Source organism: Terasakiella sp. SH-1 (assembly GCF_004564135.1).
In the GTDB taxonomy this organism is placed as follows: domain Bacteria; phylum Pseudomonadota; class Alphaproteobacteria; order Rhodospirillales; family Terasakiellaceae; genus Terasakiella.
The window spans coordinates 2,821,383-2,841,399 of record NZ_CP038255.1 but is presented as its reverse complement, the minus strand read 5'-3'; the positions used below and the strand labels follow the sequence as shown (position 1 = coordinate 2,841,399).

The following is a 20,017-nucleotide window of genomic DNA, read 5'->3' as shown; positions in this document are numbered from 1 at the left end:
TGTCTTGATTGTCATAAAATTCTGATTTGGATTTTGTACAGGGATGTGAGAAATTGGCAAAAAGAAAAATGGGATTTCGTCACAATGAATAGGCAATTTACAGCAAGCGGTGTTCCTGAACTGGTTTTTGGCCGTGGTGTGTTTGAACAACTCAGCCAACATGTGGCCCCTTTGGGCAGGCATATCCTTGTTGTGGGCGATGCCTATATGAAAGACCATCCCAGCTTGATGAAAGAAGTCACGGACAAGCTTTTGGTTCAGGGCTTGCAGGTTGAACATGTTCTGGCGCTGGCCAAGCAAACGTTTGATGCCTGTAATGAAATTGCCCAAAAGGTGGATTTGGATAAAATTGACTGTGTGGTCTCTATTGGCGGGGGGCGTGCAGTTGATACGGGCAAGCTGGTGGCTCGTCAGTGTCCGCATGTCTGTGTGCCCACAACGGCAGGGACCGGAGCGCCGATGAATGGTGTGATCTTTGGCGGTCTGGGCGGGGCTGTGGCTACATATGGTGATGCCTTGCTCCCCCGTGTGGTTTTGGGTGATCCGGGTTTTCTGGATGAGATGGACCGGGATGATTTTGCTGCACGCTCACTGGCTGTGTTGATGTTGTTGGTGGAAGCCTATGTGTCGCCCAAGGCATCTGTTTTGTCTGATGCGCTGGTCTGGTCGGGGCTGGAAGCTTTTGTGCGCGGCTTTGTTCGCGGTGTGGAAGGTGAGGCAGATGGGCGAGATGAGGTCTTTTATGCATCCTTGATGGCCGGGGTTGGGGCTGGGCAGGCAGGTTTTGGTTTGACCCATCGCCTTGGTGCAGCTGTGGAACAGGAAACGGGCCTGACCTATGCCCAGTCCTGTGGCAGCTTGTGTGCCGAAGTCAGCAATATTCAGCTGGAGATGCTGGGGGAGTTGTTACCCGATAGTGAAGCCATGGATAAATATGCCATGGTTGGAGAGCTGTTAGCCGAACGCCCCTTTGAAAATCGGGAAGAAGCCTATGCCTCCCTAATCGGGACATTGCGGCGCTGGATTGCGCGTTTGGAACTGCCCAGATTCTCCCTGGAAGAAGGGCGTATCGAAGAGATGTGCGCCCTCATTATTCAAAATTGGGACGAACAGGTTTTGCCTGTTCGCCTCACACATGATGATGTAATTGAGGTTGTGTTACGGCGTAATACGCAGGCTTGATGGCAGGCGTGTTGTTTTGTCTGTAATCGCCCGTCTGACTTGTTCGGCAATCAAGCCTTGAACTGTTGTCAGGTTCACCCCGCGCAGGTTGGTCAGGTGCAGGTTGGCCCCGCTCAAGTTCACCCGACGCAGGCTGGCACCTTCCAAATCGGCCCCTGATAGGTCGGCCCCTAACAGATCAGCGCGATCAAGGCGGGCATTTCGCATATCAGCTTTGGCAAGGCGGGCAACGCGCATATCTGCACTGGACAGCAGGGCTTCTTTAAAGGTTGATCCGCTCAGGTCGGCCTTTCGAAAAACGGTGCTGGTGCAGTTGAGCCCCTCAAAGCAGGATTGGGGCAACTGGGCTTGGGTAAAATCAGCCTCGGCAATTTCCTTACCACGAAAATCAGAATGAGGACGTTTGGCCTGCTGGCCTGATCGCCCACCACTGTCGATCCAGAGCTTGTGTTGTTCCAGACATTCATCAAGATCGACGATTTCTTCAAAATCATCATCTTTGGGGCCAGCCTCTGTTTCCTTAGCTTCAAGCCCTTCTTTCTTTTTGCTCTTTTTCTCAGGCGTGGTTTCTACGGCAGGTTCGACAGGGGGCTGTGCTTTCTTCTGGGGGGTGGTTTCAGCTTCGCTTTGTGCTTTTACCTTTTTCTTTTTCCCGGCGTCTGGACCTTCTTCTTCTGGGGCAAGGTCATAATCGCGGGATTTTTTCTGTGCACCTTCTTCGTCAGTCAGGGCGTAATCTTGGCGTTTTTTCTTTTCTTCTGGCACCTCGCTTAGGGCATAAGACTCTTTCTTTTGCCTTTGGGGGTGGGTAAGCGTTTCACCTGAGGCCGGATTGCGGCGTGCTTTGATATCGCTTAAATTCATCACAGGGGCTTCTGACTGACCTGCCTGCTTTGTGCCCACCAGTTTTTCTTGATGAACGACTTGTTCTTCTGCTTTTTCTTTTGGAGTCTGGGGAAGAACTTCTGCCTTTTTCGGGGCTTCTGCTTTGGGGGGCGGGTCAAACAGATCAATGCCACCACCACTCATGAGAGGGGCGCTATCTAAGGCGCTACGTCCGGGTTGGGCCGGGGGGCGGATGGCTTTACCCGCACGGGGACTATTCAGACTTTCTGAGTCTTTGGCCCCTCTTTCCGGGCCAAAATAGGAGTTTTTACAGACAAAACGGCGCGGTGTTTGAATCGCTGTGCGACTAAAACGCAGGATTTTATCGGCTTCCAACGGTTTTTTCAGCGCCCCTTCGATCCCGACATTACAGGCTTCTTTCAATGTTTTCTGAGACACTTTTTCCATCAATAACAGGATCGGGGTTTTGAAGAATTCCCCGTCATTGAGATTGCGGATTTTGCGGATGACTTCAATGCCGGATATATCAGGGAAATCAATCCCGACAAGGATCAGGTCCGGCTTCATCACAGGGATATGAGACAGGGCTTCTTCCGGGGAAGGGGTCGCCACAAAATCATCAATCTCATGATCCATATAAGTGGTTCTGGCGATATCTATGCTTTCTGGATCATTATCACACAGCATAATTCGATATGAACTGAAGTCGAGTTCCGGCATTTTTATTGCTTGCTTGAGTTAATCGTTTCTACAAACGTATCATAACCTGATCTAGAATAGGTTCAACAGCAAGATAGGCAGAAATGTTATTTTTTTAGACCCGCATCAGGGCGGGGGCCAAAGACGCTTTCTAGTTGTTGCTGAACGGAATTGGCCTGGGCTTCTTCTTTTTCACCCAGTACCAGGGTCAGCTCTACCCGGCGATTGCGTGCCCGGTTTTCAGCAGAATCGTTTTCTACCAAGGGGCGACTATCCCCAAAGCCCTGAACTGTCATTTTATTAGGTTCAATATCAGAATGATTCAAAAAATGATGGACCACAGATGTGGCACGGGCTGCTGACAGGTCCCAGTTGGATCGGTATTGCCCACCACCGCCTAAGGGCACGTTATCTGTATGACCGCCAACTTGTACCTGGCCTTGGGACTTTTTAATCACATCGGTCAGTTTATCCAGAAGTTGGGCAAAATCTGCGCCGATGTTGGCTGAACCGGAACCAAAGGCAATTTCGCTGGGGAAACGGATTTTCACCTCGTTGCCTGTGCGTTCGACTTCTACGCCTTTATCAGCAGCTTCTTCGGCCACGATCTTGGCGACTTCATTTTCAACGTCGCTGGCTTGTTCTTCCGGTGACTCAGAGGGATCAATATCGAATTCTTCTTCGTCCGTCGTATCCGGGATATCCATGGAGATTTTCGGGACCTGAACGTCTGTTGGTGAGACGTTGCGCGCCACCTTGCGCTGCATCTGCCCGTCAATTTCGATTACACCGGCCAGACGGTCCTGTTTGGAAATACCAAAGGCGTTGCGCATGGCACCCGCCATCTGCTTGTATTTAATCACATTCATTTCTGAGAAGGTCAAAAGCAGCACGAAAAGAACCAGCAGCAGGGACATGAGATCGGCAAAGGTTGCCATCCACGCTGGAGAGCCCGCCGGGGGGCATTTCTTTTCTTCTTCTTCTTCAGCCATGGGCTAAATCTTACTCTTCTTCCTCAGCCGGCTTACCACCTGGCAGGTATACACCCAGAAGCTCTTGCAGAACCATCGGGTTTTGAGAGGCATGAATTTGCATGACGCTTTCAACGATCAAGGCACGTGTGTTCTTTGTATTATTGATTTTAATTTCCAGCTTGTCAGCTAGTGGAATAGCAATCAGGTTTGCGAGTACCGCCCCATAGAAGGTTGTCAACATCGCAACCGCCATCGCCGGACCAATCGCAGCCGGGTCAGACAGGTTCGCCAGCATCTGTACCAGACCGATCAGGGTCCCGATCATCCCGAAGGCCGGGGCCATGTCGCCCAAACCACGCCAGAAACTTTCACCCTGCATCTCCGCTTTCAGGGCCATGTCGACTTCTTTGCTGATACTTTCTTTAATAACTTCGGCGGCCATTCCATCCACACACATACGGATGCCACGGGCCATCAGTTCGTTATCAACCTGTACGCTTTCAAGGCCCAGCAGGCCCTTTTGACGAACGATACCAGCCAGTTCAATGGCAATGTCGTATACGCTGCGCGGATCATCAGCTGTATTTTTAAAGGCAATCTTGCCGCCGATTTTCAGGGCCGCAATACATTCTGAAAGAGGGAATTTTACAAGTGTTGCCGCTGTCACCCCACCAAACACAACCACGATAGAGGGAATGTTGATGAAGGAACCGATATCACCACCCATCATGATGGACGCCACGATGAGCACGAGCCCCAATGCGATACCAATTAGCGTTGCGAGATCCATTAAACTTTGCCGTTCTTGTTATTCAGCTAGCGAATGTCTTCATATTATTGACGAGTCCTTACCAAGTTTTTAACACAAAGCAAAAATTACCGTCATGAAACATAAGTTTTACATTACGTTTATCTAGTGGGGCAACAGTCAACTGATTAAAAATGCACTCATTTTATGGATAATTTTGTGACATTAAGTAAATATACCTAATGTTTATCCCATGTTACGTTTTGTTTTTCCTGTAGCAATTGCCTCTATAGGATTATCGGGCCAAGGGTGTTTGGGATAGCGCCCTTTCATTTCTTTTTTAACCGAATCGTATCCGTTTTGCCAGAAACTTGCCAAATCTTCAGTCACTTGCAAGGGCCGTCCGGCTGGGGAAAGCAGATGTATTTGCAAGGGACAACGCCCGTTATTAATGGTCGGGGACTGCGGTTCTCCAAACATTTCCTGCAACTTGACGGAGAGAACAGGTTTTTCAATTGTGCTGTAATCCAGTCGAATGTTGGACCCGCTGGGGACGCGGTAATGGGTGGGGGCGCGTGTATCGAGTTCTTGTTGTTTTGCCCAATCCAGTTTTGAAAGCAAGGCAGTTTGTAGATCCAGTTTCTTGAGTTGATCAACCTTGTTAATTCCGTTGAGGAAAGGGGCCAGCCAGTCTTCCAGTGTGTCCAGCAGGCCCGCCTCACTCATGTCGGGCCAGTTTTCATCTGTTTGGCGCAAAAATTCAATGCGTTGGCATAAGGTTTCGCTGTCTTTGTCCCAAGGTAGGATATGGAGGCCAAGCTGCTTAATTCCGACACACAAGGCTGTTGCCAATTGGTCAGGCGCGATTGTGTGAAGGGGGCTTGATTTTAAGCGCAAGCTGCCCAATGTACGTCGTTTTTCAGCTTTGGCAGATTGGGTTTTCTTATCCCAGCCGATTGTTTCACTTTCCACAATCTGGCCGTGAAATTCGTTTTCAACATCGGCCAAGCTCAGAGGAGCTGCTGTAAAAATCCGCCCCTGTGCCTGATGGCCCCCAAGTTCGGCAATGACTAGATAGTCTTCTCCAAAAAGAGGATCATTTTCGCCCAATTGTGCCCCCGCTCCGCCGCTCATATGGTAATCGCCACTGCCTTTATTGCGCAGTTTGGCAATGCGTTCAGGATAGGCTGCAGCCAAAATCCGCCCGCTTTCACTGCTGCTGGTCGTGCGATCTGCTGAAAGCTTGAGTTGGCGTTTCAGTTTTTGGGAGGTCTCTTTGGCCCGGTGATAGGCGGCTTTGTTGAGTTGATTGTCTTTGATCTTTTCACTCAGACAGGCAACCCCGTGGCGGATATCACAGTCCCGCCAACCTTTAAACAGGGGACCGTCATGTAAAACAGCAGCGATATGACAAGCCAGCAAGCCGTCTTCTTGAGAGCGGGTTTTGGCTTTTAAAACCATATGGGCAAGGCGGGGATGAAGCGCCAGTTTCTGCATCTGTTTGCCATGATCTGTCAGATTGCATTTATCATCCAGTGCGCCAAGCTTTACCAATAAATCCTGGGCGTTTTTAAACAGGCTGTCACTAGGCAGGTCCATAAGCCGAAGCTCACCGGGATGTTTGACACCCCAATGGGCCAGCTCCAGTGCAAAGGGGGCCAGGTCGCTGTCCAGAATTTCAGGCTGATCGCGTTGGGCCAATGCCTGTGTTTCTGCCTTGGGCCACAGGTGGTAACAGACCCCGTTTTCCAGTCGTCCGGCCCGGCCCTTTCGTTGTTCTGCGGAGGCTTTGGAAACACGTACGGTTTCCAGTTTGGACATGCCTTTGGCGGGATCAAAGCGCGACACCCGTTTCAGGCCGCAATCAATCACCACCCGGATGCCTTCAATCGTCAGGCTGGTTTCAGCAATAGTGGTGGCAAGCACGATTTTGCGTTGACCTTTTTGTGTAGGGGACAGGGCGCAGTCTTGTTGGGTGGCAGGCAAGGCCCCATAAAGTGGGACGATCAGGATGGTTCCATCTGTTCCATATCGTTCAGATAAGAGCTGTTGGGTTTTGCGAATTTCACCTTCACCGGGCAGAAAGACCAGAATGTTGCCTGTTTCTTCACGTAATGCCTGTGAGATGGCGTGTGTGACATCATGGGGCAGGTTGAATTTATCGGGGCGATTAAGATAGCGGCTTTCAACATCAAAGCTGCGCCCTTTGGAACTGATGCAGGGGGCCTGATCTAAAAATTCGGAAAGAGCAGCCCCGTCCAGAGTGGCGGACATGATGAGCAAGCGTAAGTCATCGCGTAAGGCATCCAGCGTTTCCAGGCAAAAGGCAAGGCCAAGATCGCCTTGCAGGTTACGTTCATGAAATTCATCAAAAATGACCAGCCCGACCCCATCCAGTTCCGGGTCTTGCTGGATCATGCGGGTAAGAATACCTTCTGTGACCACTTCGATGCGGGTTTGGGGGCCAACCTTTTTTTCCTGACGAATGCGGTAGCCAACTGTTTCTCCAAGCTTTTCACCCAGCAGGCTTGCCATACGTTGGGCGGCCATGCGTGCGGCCAGTCGCCGGGGTTCCAGCATGATGATTTTTTGGCCTTTCAGCCAGGACTCATCTTTGAGGGTCAGTGGAACCAGCGTGGTTTTCCCTGCACCAGGGGGGGCTTCTAAAATGGCACAATTGTTTTGGCTTAAGGCGTCCTTAAGGGCGCAAAAGGTTTCTTCAACCGGATAGCCTAAAGAAGGAAGCGCGGGGCTCATATCTCGTCTTCAAGTTCAAGCGCGGCAATATTGGCAAGGAATTTGGACAGATCGTCGCGCTCTTTCTGATTATAGCGTTTTTCAAAAATAACACGCTGTTCATCAGACAGGTTGGTGAATTCGCGGAAAATGCACATCATCATTTCCTTGAACTGATAATCGGTAAAAGGATAAGCGCCGATCCCATGTCCGGGGTTATGGGTGTCGCTTTGCATCATGCGGATGAACCAGTCTTTGCGAATGTTGAACTTGGTAAAAAACCCGGCCAGTGCCATGAAACTATCCCAACGGATTTCCCAGCATTCATCAGAAATATAAAGGTCGTAATAGGTAAATTTACTGCCGCGATCACGTGAAATACGTTCCATCAGGCGTAAGGAATCTTCCATCAGATGTTCGTATTTTGCCCGGCCCAAAATGACCTCAATGGCGTGGAAAAAATTGTTGAGTTGCGCGGTGGCAATTACAACAGGATCACGGTTGAGAAGCGTTTCAAACGGTTGGGCAACAATGCGTCCATAGACATTTACCCGTGGCGTTTTCTGCATGGAACGACGAATTTGTTCTGAACAGCGTTCAAACAGTTTGTCGCAATATTTTTCATGAACAGCTGGATCATGGTGCAAGGCTTCGGAAACGGCTTCCAGTGCTTCAAGACTGACCTGACCGTTATATTCCTGCTGTTTTGCCAAGGTTAAAAACAGCTCGACCGCTGTGTTAAACGTACGTCGGCAGGGGACATCTGGATGGTGTTCAGTTTCGTCACTCATGATCTAGATCCTTATCTTGCGACCTTTAGGCGTAGACTAAAGTGCCCGTTTAAAAATAGCAAGCTAGTCCCGTTCTAACATACAGGCAAAAAAGCCGTCACAGCCGTGCTGATGCGGGGTCAGGCGCAGGAAGTCCTCGCTTTGGCCGGGGTAAGGGGCAGGGATGCGTTCTTCCCAGACCGTTTTGGCATTTAGGCGCTTGAAGTGAGGGTACTCTTTTAAGAAAGCGTCAATCTGCTGTTCATTTTCTTCAGGAAGCAAGGAACAGGTGGCATAAACCAGCCGACCACCGCTTTTCACCAGACGGTTCGCACTTTTTAAAATATCAGCTTGCAGGGCAATCAGTTCCTTGAGGTCATTTTCATCTTTGGACCATTTGGAATCCGGGTTACGACGCCATGTTCCCGTGCCACTGCACGGTGCATCAATAAGCACCCGGTCAAACTTACCTTTGCTTTTTTTCACCCATTTATCATAAGTGTTTTCCAGCACAATGCGCTGGGCATTGACGATGCCAGCACGTTTCAGGCGGGTTTTGGCACGTTGTAGACGCTTACTGTGCACATCACAGGCAACCAGATGGCCGCCATTTTCCATATCTGCGGCCAAGGCCAGTGTTTTTCCACCTGCCCCGGCACAGAAATCAGCCACTTGCATGCCTTTCTTGGCCCCAACCATCAAGGCCACAAGTTGGGAGCCTTCGTCCTGAACTTCAATCCAGCCTTGGCGAAAGGCTTCGGTTTCTGAGAGGATCGGTCCGCCGCTTTCTGTTTGGCGCAGGCCAATGGGGGACAGGGCGCAGGGTTCTGTCTTAAACCCTTGTGCCGCCAAGCTGTCTTGTACGGTTTGCACATCGCCGTGCAGGGTGTTGATGCGAAAATCACTGGTGGCTTTGCTGTTGAGAGCAGTCATTTCGTCACCAAACTTATCGCCAAAGGCTTGTTTGAAACCAGCTTCGGCCCAGTCCGGGCATTCACACTGGATGGCCTCACTCATATCCGGGGCGTTGATTTCCTTGCCAATCAAGCCTTTTAGGGCGGCAATTTCTTCTTTGCGCATCATATCCATACGGTTATGTGCCCCGGTGCAGAGCTTTTGCAGCTGATCAATATCGGCTTTGGCATTAAGGATCATATCGGCCAAAAGCATGGTGCGCATATTAGGGGCCAGTTTGACCTGTTTTAACCACCACAATAAACGGCGATAATGAAGAAGCACGGACCTGACACGGGTTTCCAGGTCCCGGCGATCCCGGCGTTCAAGCTGATCTTGAAGATGGCGAAAACGCCCTGATAAAATGCGGTCTAAGGGACGACCTGTTTCAGCCAGTTCATTCAAGATTTCATGAGCCAAATTCAATCGGGCCGCACGGCCAAGGCCGTAGGCGGACTTTTGTTGTTCGTCGCTCATGATTTTGAATCCTTATCTGGTGAGTGAGTGGCGGTTTCATAACATGTTTCTGTTCAAATGCCACGCAAAAGGCGATTAGGGCGTAAACTCATAAAATACATCTCCGCCAAACAAGTCTATTTTATGAGTTTACGCCCTAGACAGGCCAATGAAAGAAAATGATGATTACTTCTTGTCAGAAGGTTAATTATAGTGGTAATACCATTTTTATCTCAAGATATGAAGGGCAAGGAATAATGACGCACCTGGGGCAGGAACATCCATTACGTGACATGTTGGTCCGTGAAATTCACGCACGTCCATATATTCCGTTAAATGTGCCTGAACGGATTTCCCATATTGCGGTGATGAGTGGGGAAAACGGGGTTGAGCGTGAACGTGCCCATTTGGCCTTGTTATGTGAGAAATATGATGTGCCACCCCCACCGCAAAAGGCGACCCATTTTATTGGTGATCTTGGCCCGTTTCGCATTCGTTGGGAGCGTCATACGGAATTTTCCACTTACAGCTTTTTTCGTGAAGAAGAATGTGAAGAGCCTTTCTTGCATCCGGTTATTGAACTGGTTTCCCAAGACTGGTTGAAGAAAATGCCCGGTCAGGTGATTAATGCGGTGCATCTGGAGCTTGAACACAAGAATGCGCCGGGCAGGAAACCCGCTGAAATATCGCGTTATTTTGCGGGCAACAGCTACATCGGTTGCGAGGTCGCAGGTGGGGCAGCACAAATGTGGACAGATCTGCGTGTGCATGAGGACCGTTTTAGCCGCATTCTCATGCGAGATATTTCCATGACGGACCGTCAGGCCGGACGTACGGTTCAGCGGGTGTTGGAAATATCGACCTATCGCTTTATGGCCTTGTTGGGGTTGCCGTTGGCCCGTGAAGCCAGCCCGCATGTTCGCCGCATTGACGAAGATGTTGCCAAAATTGCTTCTCGCATGGCCCATAAAAGTGGGGAATATAAAGATGGGGACTTGTTGGAAGAACTCTCCATGCTGGCTGCACAAATTGAAGAGATTTCTGCAAAGAACAGTTATCGTTTTGGCGCGACAAAAGCCTATTATGCCCTTGTTCAGCAACGGCTGCATGACCTGCGTGAAGAACGTATGGAAGGCTTGCCCACCTTATCTGAGACACTGGAACGGCGCATGGCTCCGGCGATGAAAACCTGTGATTATACTGCCACCCGTCAGGATTTTTTGTCGCGCCGTGTCACCCGTGTCGCCAGCTTGTTGCGTGCACGTGTGGAAGTGGAACTGGAAAAGCAAAATCAGGAAGTGCTGGAAACCATGAACAAGCGTGCTGGCCTGCAATTGCGCTTACAGGAAACTGTGGAAGGTTTGTCAGTAGTGGCAATCAGTTATTACCTGATTGGCTTGTTGGGCTATGGGCTTAAGGGCATCAAGGCGTTAGGTGTGCCGATCAATCCTGATTTGGCGACAGGGGTTGCTGTGCCTGTTGTGGCCTTCCTGTTATGGACAGGGTTGCGCAAGGCCAAGAAAGTATTGCTCAAATCGTATGAGGATTAGGGCGTAAACTCATAAAATAGACTTGTTTGGCAGAGATGTATTTTATAAGTTTACGCCCTAGGGTTGATATTGGGAAACCCGGTTGCGCCCGGCATGTTTGGCGACATAAAGGGCCTTGTCGGCATGATCAATCATGGCTTCAAAGCGGCTTTCAAGGATTGTGCAAAAGCCAATACTGGCGGTGATCTTGATTTGTTTGTCGCCAATATTGAAATTATGATCTTCAATCAGCTGGCGCAGGTCGTCAAACAGGCGGAAACTGTGTTCTTCCGGCAGGTTATTGGCAATGATGCAGATTTCTTCCCCGCCATAGCGGGCCAGAACGTCTGAGCGACGACAGCGTTCATTGAGTAATTCGCCTAACTGGATCAAGACTTCATCACCTGCGCTGTGGCCGTAAGTGTCATTGACATTTTTAAAATGGTCCACGTCTAGTAGGGCGACACTGATGGGGATACCATCGCGTTGGGCGCGTGCAATATGATTATTCCCGATATCTTGCAAGAAACGACGATTGTGCAAGCCGGTCAGGAAATCATGGGTGGCCGCAGATTTCAGGTTATCCATATATTCGATCAGTTCGACATTTTGACAGACCCGGCAGAAAAACTCTTCGCGCAAAAACGGTTTGTTTAGAAAATCATTTGCCCCGTTCTTGATGAACTTGGCGGACAGCACATTACTGCCTACGGTGGATAGTCCGATAATGCCGATTTTATGTTTGGGATATTGCCGCCTGATTTCACGGGTGAGTTCAAACCCATCCATTTCCGGCATATTGTAATCTGTAATAACAAGCTTGATATCAGGATGCTGTTCCAGTTCCTTTAACGCTTCATAGCCGTCTTTTGCTTCAAGAACCTGAAATTGATAGCGTGTCATCAGGTCACAGACATATTTGCGTGCGGTTGTGGAATCATCCACAATCAGGACTTTGTAATTGCGATTGTAATAAAGCCGTGAAATCAGGGAGACCAGATAGTCCAGACTGGACGGGTTTTGTTTGACCACATAATCAATAACGTTCTTGGACAGGATCTGATCGCGCAGGTCTTCGCTAAAATGGGCAGAGAAAACAACAGCAGGGACATCGTAGCCAATCACCAGATCAACAATTTCCCCATCTGGGGCATCGGGAAGGTTTAAGTCCAAAATGGCGAGGAAATATTCACTCCCCCCGCCTTTCAGGGCTGTCACAGCTTCCTGATAACTGGTGCAGGACACAACCTCGACATCAAGGTTGCGTTTGACGTGTTTTTCAACCAGGGCGTTGAAGAATTTAACATCTTCGACCAGCAGAAGCTTTTTCATCTTTTCCTCTTTTTGCTGTGATCAGACTAAAAGAGAAAATCATTTGCATCAACCTATATGTTTTATTGTCCGTGCATCAGGATGTTTTTGGCATGAGAAACCAGCCTTTTTCATCAACAGGAATGCGCAAGGCATCGGGAAGATGCACGGTATTTTTTAGAGCAAGGTTATAGTTTTTCCCGTAATGGTGTTCGATTTCTTCTTGCGAAATATGAAACGGCGGGCCTTGATAAAGGCTGATGTCATATTCCAAAGCCAAAAGCAGCTGGGGGGCCTTTTGTGTGATCGCCATTAAATGGGTCGAATAGTTTTGGCGCATATCATCGGGCAGGGCAACAAAAGCGCCCCGGTCATAGACAGCATCTATTTTGCCAATTTGTTGGGGTTCAAGTTTAAAAAAGTCCCCGACAAAAATATCAATATGATCGCCTTGATACTGTTTCATCGCCCCGCTTTCTATGATTTTTGGAGTGATGTTGAGGTCTTTGAAAAGATCAATGATCGCAATCTCGCTTAATTCCGCTCCAAAGACATGAAACCCGCGTGACAGAAGCCAGTGAATATCACGTGTTTTCCCACATAAGGGGACAAAGATACGTGCGTCTTGTCCAATAGGGAGTTCTTCAAAATAGTGTACCAGTGTGGAATTGAATTCTTTTTCGTGAAAACCGATTTGGTTCTTTTCCCAGCATTCATGCCAAAAGTCTGCTTCCATGTTTTGACCTTTCAAATTTGCGTCTTTGTTGAATTGGCGTTAGCATACAACTTCAAGCTTACTTGAGGTCAATAGGAAAAATGCAGGAAAGTTAAAATGGATATAGGGGAGGTTTCAAAAGCATCCGGTTTGCCAGCCTCAACCCTGCGCTATTATGAGGAAAAGGGGCTGATCAAATCGGTGGGACGCAATGGGTTGCGCCGGGTGTTTGACAAATCCGTGTTGGATCGTTTGGCCTTAATCGCCTTGGGGCGCAGTGCAGGCTTTTCACTGGATGAAATTGACGCCATGTTCACCGAAGATGGCCCGCAAATTGATCGCCAGCAATTGTTGGATAAAGCGGATGAGCTGGATCGCAATATCAAACAAATGACGGCCATGCGTGATGGCTTGCGCCATGCTGCCGCCTGCCCGGAAAGCTCACATTTTCAATGCCCAAACTTTCTTCGCCAAGTTGAACTGGCTATGAAAGGGCAAAAAAGAAAACGCCGCTGATTATAACGTATCGGTCAGGCCAAAGGCATCAAGGATACGCTGGGCACCCACGGTTGCTGTTAGTTTGTCATGGGTGATGGCATCATGGATGGTATCGAGTTGCCCGACCACATCCGGATGGGTTTTCAGGGCTTCCATCAGGCGGTCTTCGACCATGGCCCACATCCAGCGGAACTGCTGTTCGGTGCGCTTTTCTTTCAGCTCACCCGTCTCACTCAGTTTGCTGCGATGCTCTTCCACATTGGTCCACATTTCATCCAAATTCATGTTGGACAGGCCGGAAATACACACCACAGGCGGGTTCCAGTTCGGGCTTTGTGGTTTCATGATGTGAAGGGCATTTTTATATTCACGCGCCGCCATCTTGGCACGCTTTTCGTTGGGGGCATCTGATTTATTGACCGCAATCATATCGGCCAGTTCAAGTACGCCTTTTTTGATGCCTTGCAGCTCATCACCTGCACCGGGCAGCATGAGAACAAGGAAGAAATCGACCATATCGGCCACCACGGTTTCAGACTGGCCGACCCCAACGGTTTCTACCAAGATCACGTCATAGCCAGCAGCTTCACAGACGATCATGGTTTCACGGGTCATTTTTGTCACACCGCCCAGCGTACAAGACGACGGGCTTGGGCGGATAAAGGCATTTTCCTGAATAGCAAGGTTATTCATGCGGGTCTTATCACCCAGAATGGAGCCGCCGGAAACTGAACTGGTCGGGTCCACAGCAAGCACGGCCACGCGATGGCCTGCTTCACACAGGTTACAGCCCAGGGCTTCAATGGTGGTGGATTTCCCCACGCCGGGCACGCCTGTAATCCCGACACGATGGGCCTTGCCACTGTGAGGCAGGAGTTTGAGCAACACCTCTTGCGCCATTTTACGGTATTTAGGCGAGGTGCTTTCCACCAAGGAAATGGTGCGTCCGATCATTGTGCGATCACCATCCAGAACACCCTGTACATATTCATCCACGCTCAATTGCTTGCGGCGGCGAACAGGTCCTCTTTTTACGGAATGATTCACAATGTCGTTCATGGTTTACCTCTTAAAAACACGTCGTCCTCACGTACGTGGGGACCTCCATCAACAGGGATAAAGGCCCCCGCATTCGCGAGGACGACATAATAATGGCTTAGGACTTAGTCCTCAATACCGACAACTTCGTTCAGCTTTTTCATCAGATCGATGGCCGCTTCGGAAATGACGGTACCCGGTGGGAAGATTGCTTCTGCACCACCTTCATAAAGGGCATCGAAATCTTGCGGCGGAATAACACCACCACAAACGATCAGGATGTCATCACGTTCCAGCTTTTCCAGCTCGCCGCGCAGTTGCGGGACAAGGGTCAAGTGACCAGCTGCCAGTGAAGAAGCACCCACGATATCCACATCGTTTTCAACCGCTTGACGCGCTGTTTCTTCCGGTGTCTGGAACAGCGGACCGATATCCACGTCAAAGCCGAGATCAGCAAAGGCTGTCGCGATCACTTTCTGACCACGGTCGTGACCATCCTGGCCCATTTTGGCAATCAGGATACGCGGACGACGACCTTCTGAGTCTTCGAACTTCTTAACGAGAGCTGTTACGTCTTCGACTTTCTCGTTCATTTCACCAACCTCGTTTTTGTAAACGCCGGAAATTGTACGGATGGTTGCCTGATGGCGACCATAGACTTTTTCCAGTGCATCGGAGATTTCACCAACAGTTGCCTTCTCACGGCCCGCTTTAATCGCCAGATCAAGCAGGTTGCCGTTTTCACTCTTGGCACATTCAGTCAGGGCATCCAAAGAGGCTTGACATGCATCTTCGTTACGCTCTGCACGCAGGCGGTTCAGCTTGTCGATTTGGGACTTACGTACTTCGGTGTTTTCTACCTTCAGAACGTCGATCGCTTCTTCGTTTTCAAGCTGGTACTTGTTCACGCCCACAACGGTCTGGCGACCACTGTCGATGCGCGCTTGTGTACGTGCCGCAGCTTCTTCAATGCGCATCTTCGGAATGCCGGCTTCAATGGCTTTTGCCATACCGCCTTGTTCTTCCACTTCCTGAATGTGTGCCCAGGCTTTTTCAGCCAGGTCTTGGGTCAGTTTCTCAACATAGTAAGAACCACCCCATGGGTCGATCACATCACAAGTGCCAGTTTCTTGTTGCAGGAAGATTTGCGTGTTCCGTGCAATACGCGCAGAGAAGTCTGTCGGAAGGGCCAAGGCTTCGTCCAACGCGTTTGTATGCAGCGACTGTGTGTGACCTTGGCTTGATGCCATGGCTTCAATACAAGTACGCGTTACGTTGTTGAACACGTCTTGTGCTGTCAGTGACCAACCAGATGTCTGGGAGTGGGTGCGAAGCGCCAGTGATTTTGTGTTTTTCGGGTTAAACTGGTTAACCAGACGAGACCACAACATACGGCCCGCACGCATTTTGGCAACTTCCATAAAGAAGTTTGTACCGATTGCCCAGAAGAAGGACAAGCGTGGTGCAAAGGCATCCACATCCAGGCCAGCCTCAATACCGGAACGGATATATTCCACACCATCAGCCAGTGTGTACGCCAGTTCCAGATCAGCTGTCGCACCCGCTTCCTGCATGTGATAGCCGGAAATGGAGATCGAGTTATATTTCGGCATTTCACGTGATGTGAAGCCAAAGATATCGGAAATGATCTTCATGGACGGGGTCGGCGGATAGATATAGGTGTTACGCACCATAAATTCTTTCAGAATATCATTCTGAATGGTACCGGACAGTTTATCCGGGCTGACACCTTGTTCTTCAGCCGCCAGAACATAAAGGGCGAGAACCGGAAGAACCGCACCATTCATGGTCATGGAGACAGACATTTGATCCAGCGGAATACCATCAAACAGCGTACGTGTATCATAGATGGAGTCAATGGCCACACCGGCCATACCAACGTCACCTGTTACACGCGGGTGATCGGAGTCATAGCCACGGTGTGTGGCAAGGTCGAAGGCAACTGAGAGACCTTTTTGACCCGCAGCCAGGTTGCGGCGGTAAAAGGCGTTGGATTCTTCAGCTGTTGAGAAACCCGCATACTGGCGGATTGTCCATGGACGCGTTGTGTACATGGAGTTATAGGGGCCGCGTTTAAAGGGCGCAAAACCCGGTACAGATTCAAGGTTATCCAGACCTTTGAGGTCTTCTTGCGTATAAAGCGGCTTAACCCCGATGCCTTCCGGTGTGTTCCATGTCAGGTCATCAAGCTTTTGACCTGTTTCGCCTTCGATGCGACCTTTCCAGTCGGCAACTTGTTCTTTGTTCAGACCGGATGTATCCAGTGCAACATTTGCAAAATTAGGAATCGTGCTCATTTATCTTACACTCCCAAAACAGTGTGGAGATCGCGCAATGTTGCAAGTACATCGCTACCCATGCCGACGCTTGCGTCAACACCGTCAAATTCACCGCGACCTGCCAAGTAAACTTTCTTGGCACCCGCTGCCTTAAGGCTGCCAGCAAAACCTGCGGCCAGTTCTTCATACTGGTCATCGGACCCACAAAGAACCGCGACTTCTGCACCGCTTTCTTTAAAGGCGGCAACCGCTTCTTCTGCTGTGGCAAAACCGTTGTTGGTTACAGCCTGAATGCCGCCCGCTTCAAAGAAGTTTTTGGCAAATGTGGCACGCGCTGTGTGTTTGGCAATCGCGCCGATATTGGCAGAGAAGATTTTCGGCAAGGAACCGTTCTTCGCTGCATACTCATCTGCTGCATCGCGCAGTTTTTCATAATCTTCAGCCAGATGGTGTGCCGGAAGGGCTTGGGCTGTCACGCCTGCACCGGACACAGCCAGATCAGCAATGGACTGATCTGCATTGGCAATTTTACCAATCAAGGTGGCGTAATCAGGTTCGCTACGCTCAACGGCTTCTTCGGCAATATTCGGGAATTCAGAAACGCCTGTCACCGGGTCTTTACGCTTGGCGATGTTTTTCACACGGGCATCCCAGATGTCTGCGATGGCTTCCTGTACGTGACCGGAAAGAATAATTGCAGCCATGCCGCCTTTTTCTTCGATCTTCTGGAAAATATTCCATGCTTTTTCAGCATATTGTTCCGTCAGGGTTTCAATGAACCAGGACCCACCCGCCGGGTCGATCACTTTGTTCAGGGAACTTTCTTCTTGCAGAACGATTTGCGTGTTACGTGCAATGCGTCGGGCAAAATCATCTGCGACACCGCAGTGGTGGTCAAACGGCAGAACTGTGATTGCATCTGCACCACCAACGGCACCAGCAAAACAGGTCGCTGTCACACGCAGCATGTTCACCCATGGGTCACGCTTGGAAAGCGCACGCGCTGCTGTGGCCGCGTGAAGGTTCATGGCACATGCCTCATCAGAACCACCAGACGCTTTTACAACCTGTGCCCACAAGAAACGGGCGGCACGGAGTTTCGCGATGTTCGGGAATACGTCTGCGCCATTGGCGAAGCTAAAGACGATTTGCTTGGCTGCATCATCAACGCTTAGGCCCGCATCCGTCATGGCACGCAAGTACGCCACACCTGTTGCCAGTGCAATGGCGAGGTCTTGTGTTTCCGTTGCCCCTGCACCGTAATAGGCAGAGGTATCAACTTTTACCGCAGTGACATGCGGGTATGTTTCAGAGGTTTCTTTTGCCAGTGCGCCAAGATCAGCCAGGGCTTCTTCCACAGACTGTGGTAATTCACCATTTGCAGCGAGGTTACCCAGCGGGTCAGCGTTAAACGCGCCCATGGCTTGTTTGGCATCAATGTTTTTATCAGCCCACAGACCTTTGAGCATTTCTGCTGCGGCCTTGGCTTGGGCACCTGCTTCAACAGAAACGGAAGCCAGATCAAGGAGAACACCATCCAGCACATCGGCGAGGTCTTCTTTGGAATAGATCATGATCCCGCCGCGACCGGCAAGCTCGCCTGCATCTGCACCAGACTTACCCGCACGCGCGGCTTCGTCAAATTGCAGGATCAGGGAAGTGACACCGCGTTCCAGATCATCAAGGATTTGTTCATTGGCGGCAGCTTTATCGGCATTGGCGTGAACCTGGCGGATATCCCAGCCATCAACGCTGCGCCCTTGTGCAGAATTACCACGGGTAAACGGGGCATTGCCCGGGAAACCAGACGGGTTGCCAGCTGCATCCCAGTCGGCTTGTGTATAAAGAGGCTGGATGTCGATTCCATCATAGGTTTTGACAACCATCTTCTTTTCAAACGGGGCACCTTTGAGAACTTTCTCCAAAGACTCTTTCCAGGCTTCTACGGAAGTCGCCGGAAATTCAGCCGCGAGGGCTAAACGTTCATCGCTCATGATAATCCTTTGCGAGACACTTCGAAAAATAAATACGCATTACAATACCGATTTACCACATTATTCCCGCGTTGGCTATAGGGGAATAGTCATAATCCCAGTATTTTTCGTAACCTGACTTATAAGAAAATGGCAAAAGTTTCGCAAGGGGAGAATAGTTTGTAATTTTGTTACTCCTGCCTTTGTCGCCCTCGTACTTGATATAAGGGTCTAGCTGGTTTCTCAATCAAGTTGAGAATGACGCTGAGGGGGCACTTGTTAGAGAGACCTTATGTTAAACAACTGTTAGAATACTGGCAACCAGTGGGTGGCGTACGATGTCGCGGTCTTTTAGGCGGATGGTGGCGATGTCTTCCAGGGGTTCCAGTTTATCTGCGATGTCTTTCAGTCCGGAAATGCCCGGTAGTAAGTCGCTTTGGTCCGGATCACCTGTTAAGACCATGGTGGCGTTCCAGCCCAGACGGGTGATCAGCATTTTAAGCTGGCCGTAGGTGCAGTTCTGTGCTTCATCAATTACCACAAAGGCGTTATTAAGCGTGCGCCCGCGCATATAGCCAACCGGGGCGAGTTCAATGGTGCCGTTTGTCATCAGTTGTTTGAGACGGCGATTGCCTAAGCGATCAGTGAGCGCGTCGTAAAGAGGGCGCAGGTAAGGGGCGAGTTTTTCTTCCATATCACCGGGTAGATAACCGATGCTTTCCCCAGCTTCCACAGCAGGGCGTGACAGGACAATACGTTCGATCTTGCCATTTTCCAGGGCTTCCACGGCCTTGGCAACTGCGATGTAGGTTTTGCCGGTGCCTGCCGGGCCAAGGGCAACAACCATATGGCGTTCATCAATGGCTTGCATGAGTTGGGCCTGATTGTCGCTTCTGGGGCGGACATTCTTGACGTATTTTTGATCCCTCGGAGAGTCTGTGCGGTGCCCGTTGATCGGGTCCCATGCTTTTTTATTCATTTCTTCTTCACGTTGGTGTTCGTCAAAAAACAAGGCTCTGACATCGGCATCAACTTTGGTGTTTTTACGTGCGCGCTTACCCATGGGTCTCTCCTGAAAATAGGATATGCCATAAAAAAAGCCCCCACAAAGGCGGTGGAGGCAGGCACATCTTCAACATATTTGTGTGAATGAAACAAAGGGTAGAGACGGTGATGGCTGAAAGGCGCCGCGTTGGGGGCGGTGCAGTTTCAGCATAGGCAAGACCATGCGAGCTGAGAAGGTGCATGTGCATCTCCTTTACATCCGTACTCTAATGAAAAGATTCTA

The 20,017-nt window shown here is 50.0% G+C and carries 15 protein-coding genes; 3 read left to right on the top strand and 12 right to left on the bottom strand.

Annotated elements, in window-relative coordinates; all coding sequences use genetic code 11:
- Positions 1–84: 84 nt before the first annotated feature.
- The gene (locus E4K71_RS13320) at positions 85–1,182 is read left to right on the top strand and encodes an iron-containing alcohol dehydrogenase (RefSeq protein WP_167730545.1); all 1,098 of its coding nucleotides are present in this window, start codon (positions 85–87) and stop codon (positions 1,180–1,182) included.
- Here E4K71_RS13320 and E4K71_RS13315 read toward each other — a convergent pair.
- The 6 genes from E4K71_RS13315 to E4K71_RS13290 all read right to left on the bottom strand — a co-directional run bounded on the left by E4K71_RS13315 (position 1,159) and on the right by E4K71_RS13290 (position 9,386).
- Positions 1,159–2,748, bottom strand: coding sequence for a pentapeptide repeat-containing protein (locus tag E4K71_RS13315; RefSeq protein WP_135080373.1), 1,590 nt, complete (start codon positions 2,746–2,748; stop codon positions 1,159–1,161). The two genes, E4K71_RS13320 and E4K71_RS13315, sit on opposite strands and share 24 nt — an antisense overlap.
- A gap of 86 nt (positions 2,749–2,834) precedes the next feature.
- A complete protein-coding gene (locus E4K71_RS13310; RefSeq protein WP_135080371.1) occupies positions 2,835–3,719 on the bottom strand; it encodes an OmpA family protein in 885 nt (294 codons plus the stop codon).
- A 10-nt stretch (positions 3,720–3,729) separates the two neighbouring features.
- Entirely contained in the window at positions 3,730–4,491 is a 762-nt protein-coding gene (locus tag E4K71_RS13305) for a MotA/TolQ/ExbB proton channel family protein (protein ID WP_135080369.1), read from the bottom strand.
- Positions 4,492–4,695: 204 nt separating this feature from the next.
- On the bottom strand, positions 4,696–7,206 hold the full coding sequence (hrpB, locus tag E4K71_RS13300) for an ATP-dependent helicase HrpB (protein WP_135080367.1): 2,511 nt from the start codon (positions 7,204–7,206) through the stop codon (positions 4,696–4,698).
- Positions 7,203–7,976 carry a hypothetical protein gene (locus E4K71_RS13295; protein ID WP_135080365.1) on the bottom strand — a complete coding sequence of 258 codons (774 nt, stop codon included), beginning with the start codon at positions 7,974–7,976 and terminating at the stop codon, positions 7,203–7,205. The genes hrpB and E4K71_RS13295 overlap by 4 nt, the downstream gene beginning before the upstream one ends.
- Positions 7,977–8,039: 63 nt before the next feature.
- Complete coding sequence (locus E4K71_RS13290) at positions 8,040–9,386, bottom strand: RsmB/NOP family class I SAM-dependent RNA methyltransferase (RefSeq protein WP_135080364.1); 1,347 nt, start codon at positions 9,384–9,386, stop codon at positions 8,040–8,042.
- Positions 9,387–9,622: 236 nt separating this feature from the next.
- Here E4K71_RS13290 and E4K71_RS13285 point away from each other — a divergent pair, with 236 nt between their 5' ends.
- Entirely contained in the window at positions 9,623–10,915 is a 1,293-nt protein-coding gene (locus E4K71_RS13285) for a DUF3422 domain-containing protein (protein WP_135080362.1), read from the top strand.
- 57 nt (positions 10,916–10,972) lie between these two features.
- Here the strand turns inward: E4K71_RS13285 and E4K71_RS13280 are convergent, their stop codons facing one another.
- Both E4K71_RS13280 and tmpT read right to left on the bottom strand, forming a co-directional pair.
- Entirely contained in the window at positions 10,973–12,226 is a 1,254-nt protein-coding gene (locus E4K71_RS13280) for a diguanylate cyclase (RefSeq protein ID WP_135080360.1), read from the bottom strand.
- 76 nt (positions 12,227–12,302) lie between these two features.
- Positions 12,303–12,941: a thiopurine S-methyltransferase gene (gene tmpT / locus E4K71_RS13275; protein ID WP_135080358.1), complete on the bottom strand. Its 639-nt coding sequence runs from the start codon at positions 12,939–12,941 to the stop codon at positions 12,303–12,305.
- 96 nt (positions 12,942–13,037) lie between these two features.
- Between tmpT and E4K71_RS13270 the strand changes: the two genes are divergently transcribed.
- Positions 13,038–13,436, top strand: coding sequence for a helix-turn-helix domain-containing protein (locus E4K71_RS13270; RefSeq protein ID WP_135080356.1), 399 nt, complete (start codon positions 13,038–13,040; stop codon positions 13,434–13,436).
- On the opposite strand, the gene meaB is transcribed toward E4K71_RS13270, so the two are convergent.
- From meaB to E4K71_RS13250, 4 genes are all read right to left on the bottom strand, one after another.
- The gene (meaB, locus tag E4K71_RS13265) at positions 13,437–14,477 is read right to left on the bottom strand and encodes a methylmalonyl Co-A mutase-associated GTPase MeaB (RefSeq protein WP_135080354.1); all 1,041 of its coding nucleotides are present in this window, start codon (positions 14,475–14,477) and stop codon (positions 13,437–13,439) included.
- A 104-nt stretch (positions 14,478–14,581) separates the two neighbouring features.
- Positions 14,582–16,774, bottom strand: a complete 2,193-nt coding sequence (gene scpA / locus E4K71_RS13260; protein WP_135080352.1) for a methylmalonyl-CoA mutase — start codon at positions 16,772–16,774, stop codon at positions 14,582–14,584.
- Between the two features lie 5 nt (positions 16,775–16,779).
- Positions 16,780–18,750, bottom strand: coding sequence for a methylmalonyl-CoA mutase family protein (locus E4K71_RS13255; protein WP_135080350.1), 1,971 nt, complete (start codon positions 18,748–18,750; stop codon positions 16,780–16,782).
- A gap of 274 nt (positions 18,751–19,024) precedes the next feature.
- A complete protein-coding gene (locus E4K71_RS13250; RefSeq protein WP_135080348.1) occupies positions 19,025–19,792 on the bottom strand; it encodes a PhoH family protein in 768 nt (255 codons plus the stop codon).
- Positions 19,793–20,017: the final 225 nt, after the last annotated feature.

Coding starts and splice junctions, on each gene's coding strand:
- tmpT (WP_135080358.1), bottom strand. CDS start 12,941: ATGGAAGCAGACTTTTGGCATGAATGCTGGGAAAAGAACCAAATCGGT.
- E4K71_RS13280 (WP_135080360.1), bottom strand. CDS start 12,226: ATGAAAAAGCTTCTGCTGGTCGAAGATGTTAAATTCTTCAACGCCCTG.
- E4K71_RS13320 (WP_167730545.1), top strand. CDS start 85: ATGAATAGGCAATTTACAGCAAGCGGTGTTCCTGAACTGGTTTTTGGC.
- E4K71_RS13315 (WP_135080373.1), bottom strand. CDS start 2,748: ATGCCGGAACTCGACTTCAGTTCATATCGAATTATGCTGTGTGATAAT.
- E4K71_RS13305 (WP_135080369.1), bottom strand. CDS start 4,491: ATGGATCTCGCAACGCTAATTGGTATCGCATTGGGGCTCGTGCTCATC.
- E4K71_RS13295 (WP_135080365.1), bottom strand. CDS start 7,976: ATGAGTGACGAAACTGAACACCATCCAGATGTCCCCTGCCGACGTACG.
- E4K71_RS13270 (WP_135080356.1), top strand. CDS start 13,038: ATGGATATAGGGGAGGTTTCAAAAGCATCCGGTTTGCCAGCCTCAACC.
- E4K71_RS13255 (WP_135080350.1), bottom strand. CDS start 18,750: ATGAGCGATGAACGTTTAGCCCTCGCGGCTGAATTTCCGGCGACTTCC.
- E4K71_RS13250 (WP_135080348.1), bottom strand. CDS start 19,792: ATGGGTAAGCGCGCACGTAAAAACACCAAAGTTGATGCCGATGTCAGA.
- E4K71_RS13310 (WP_135080371.1), bottom strand. CDS start 3,719: ATGGCTGAAGAAGAAGAAGAAAAGAAATGCCCCCCGGCGGGCTCTCCA.
- scpA (WP_135080352.1), bottom strand. CDS start 16,774: ATGAGCACGATTCCTAATTTTGCAAATGTTGCACTGGATACATCCGGT.
- hrpB (WP_135080367.1), bottom strand. CDS start 7,206: ATGAGCCCCGCGCTTCCTTCTTTAGGCTATCCGGTTGAAGAAACCTTT.
- meaB (WP_135080354.1), bottom strand. CDS start 14,477: ATGAACGACATTGTGAATCATTCCGTAAAAAGAGGACCTGTTCGCCGC.
- E4K71_RS13285 (WP_135080362.1), top strand. CDS start 9,623: ATGACGCACCTGGGGCAGGAACATCCATTACGTGACATGTTGGTCCGT.
- E4K71_RS13290 (WP_135080364.1), bottom strand. CDS start 9,386: ATGAGCGACGAACAACAAAAGTCCGCCTACGGCCTTGGCCGTGCGGCC.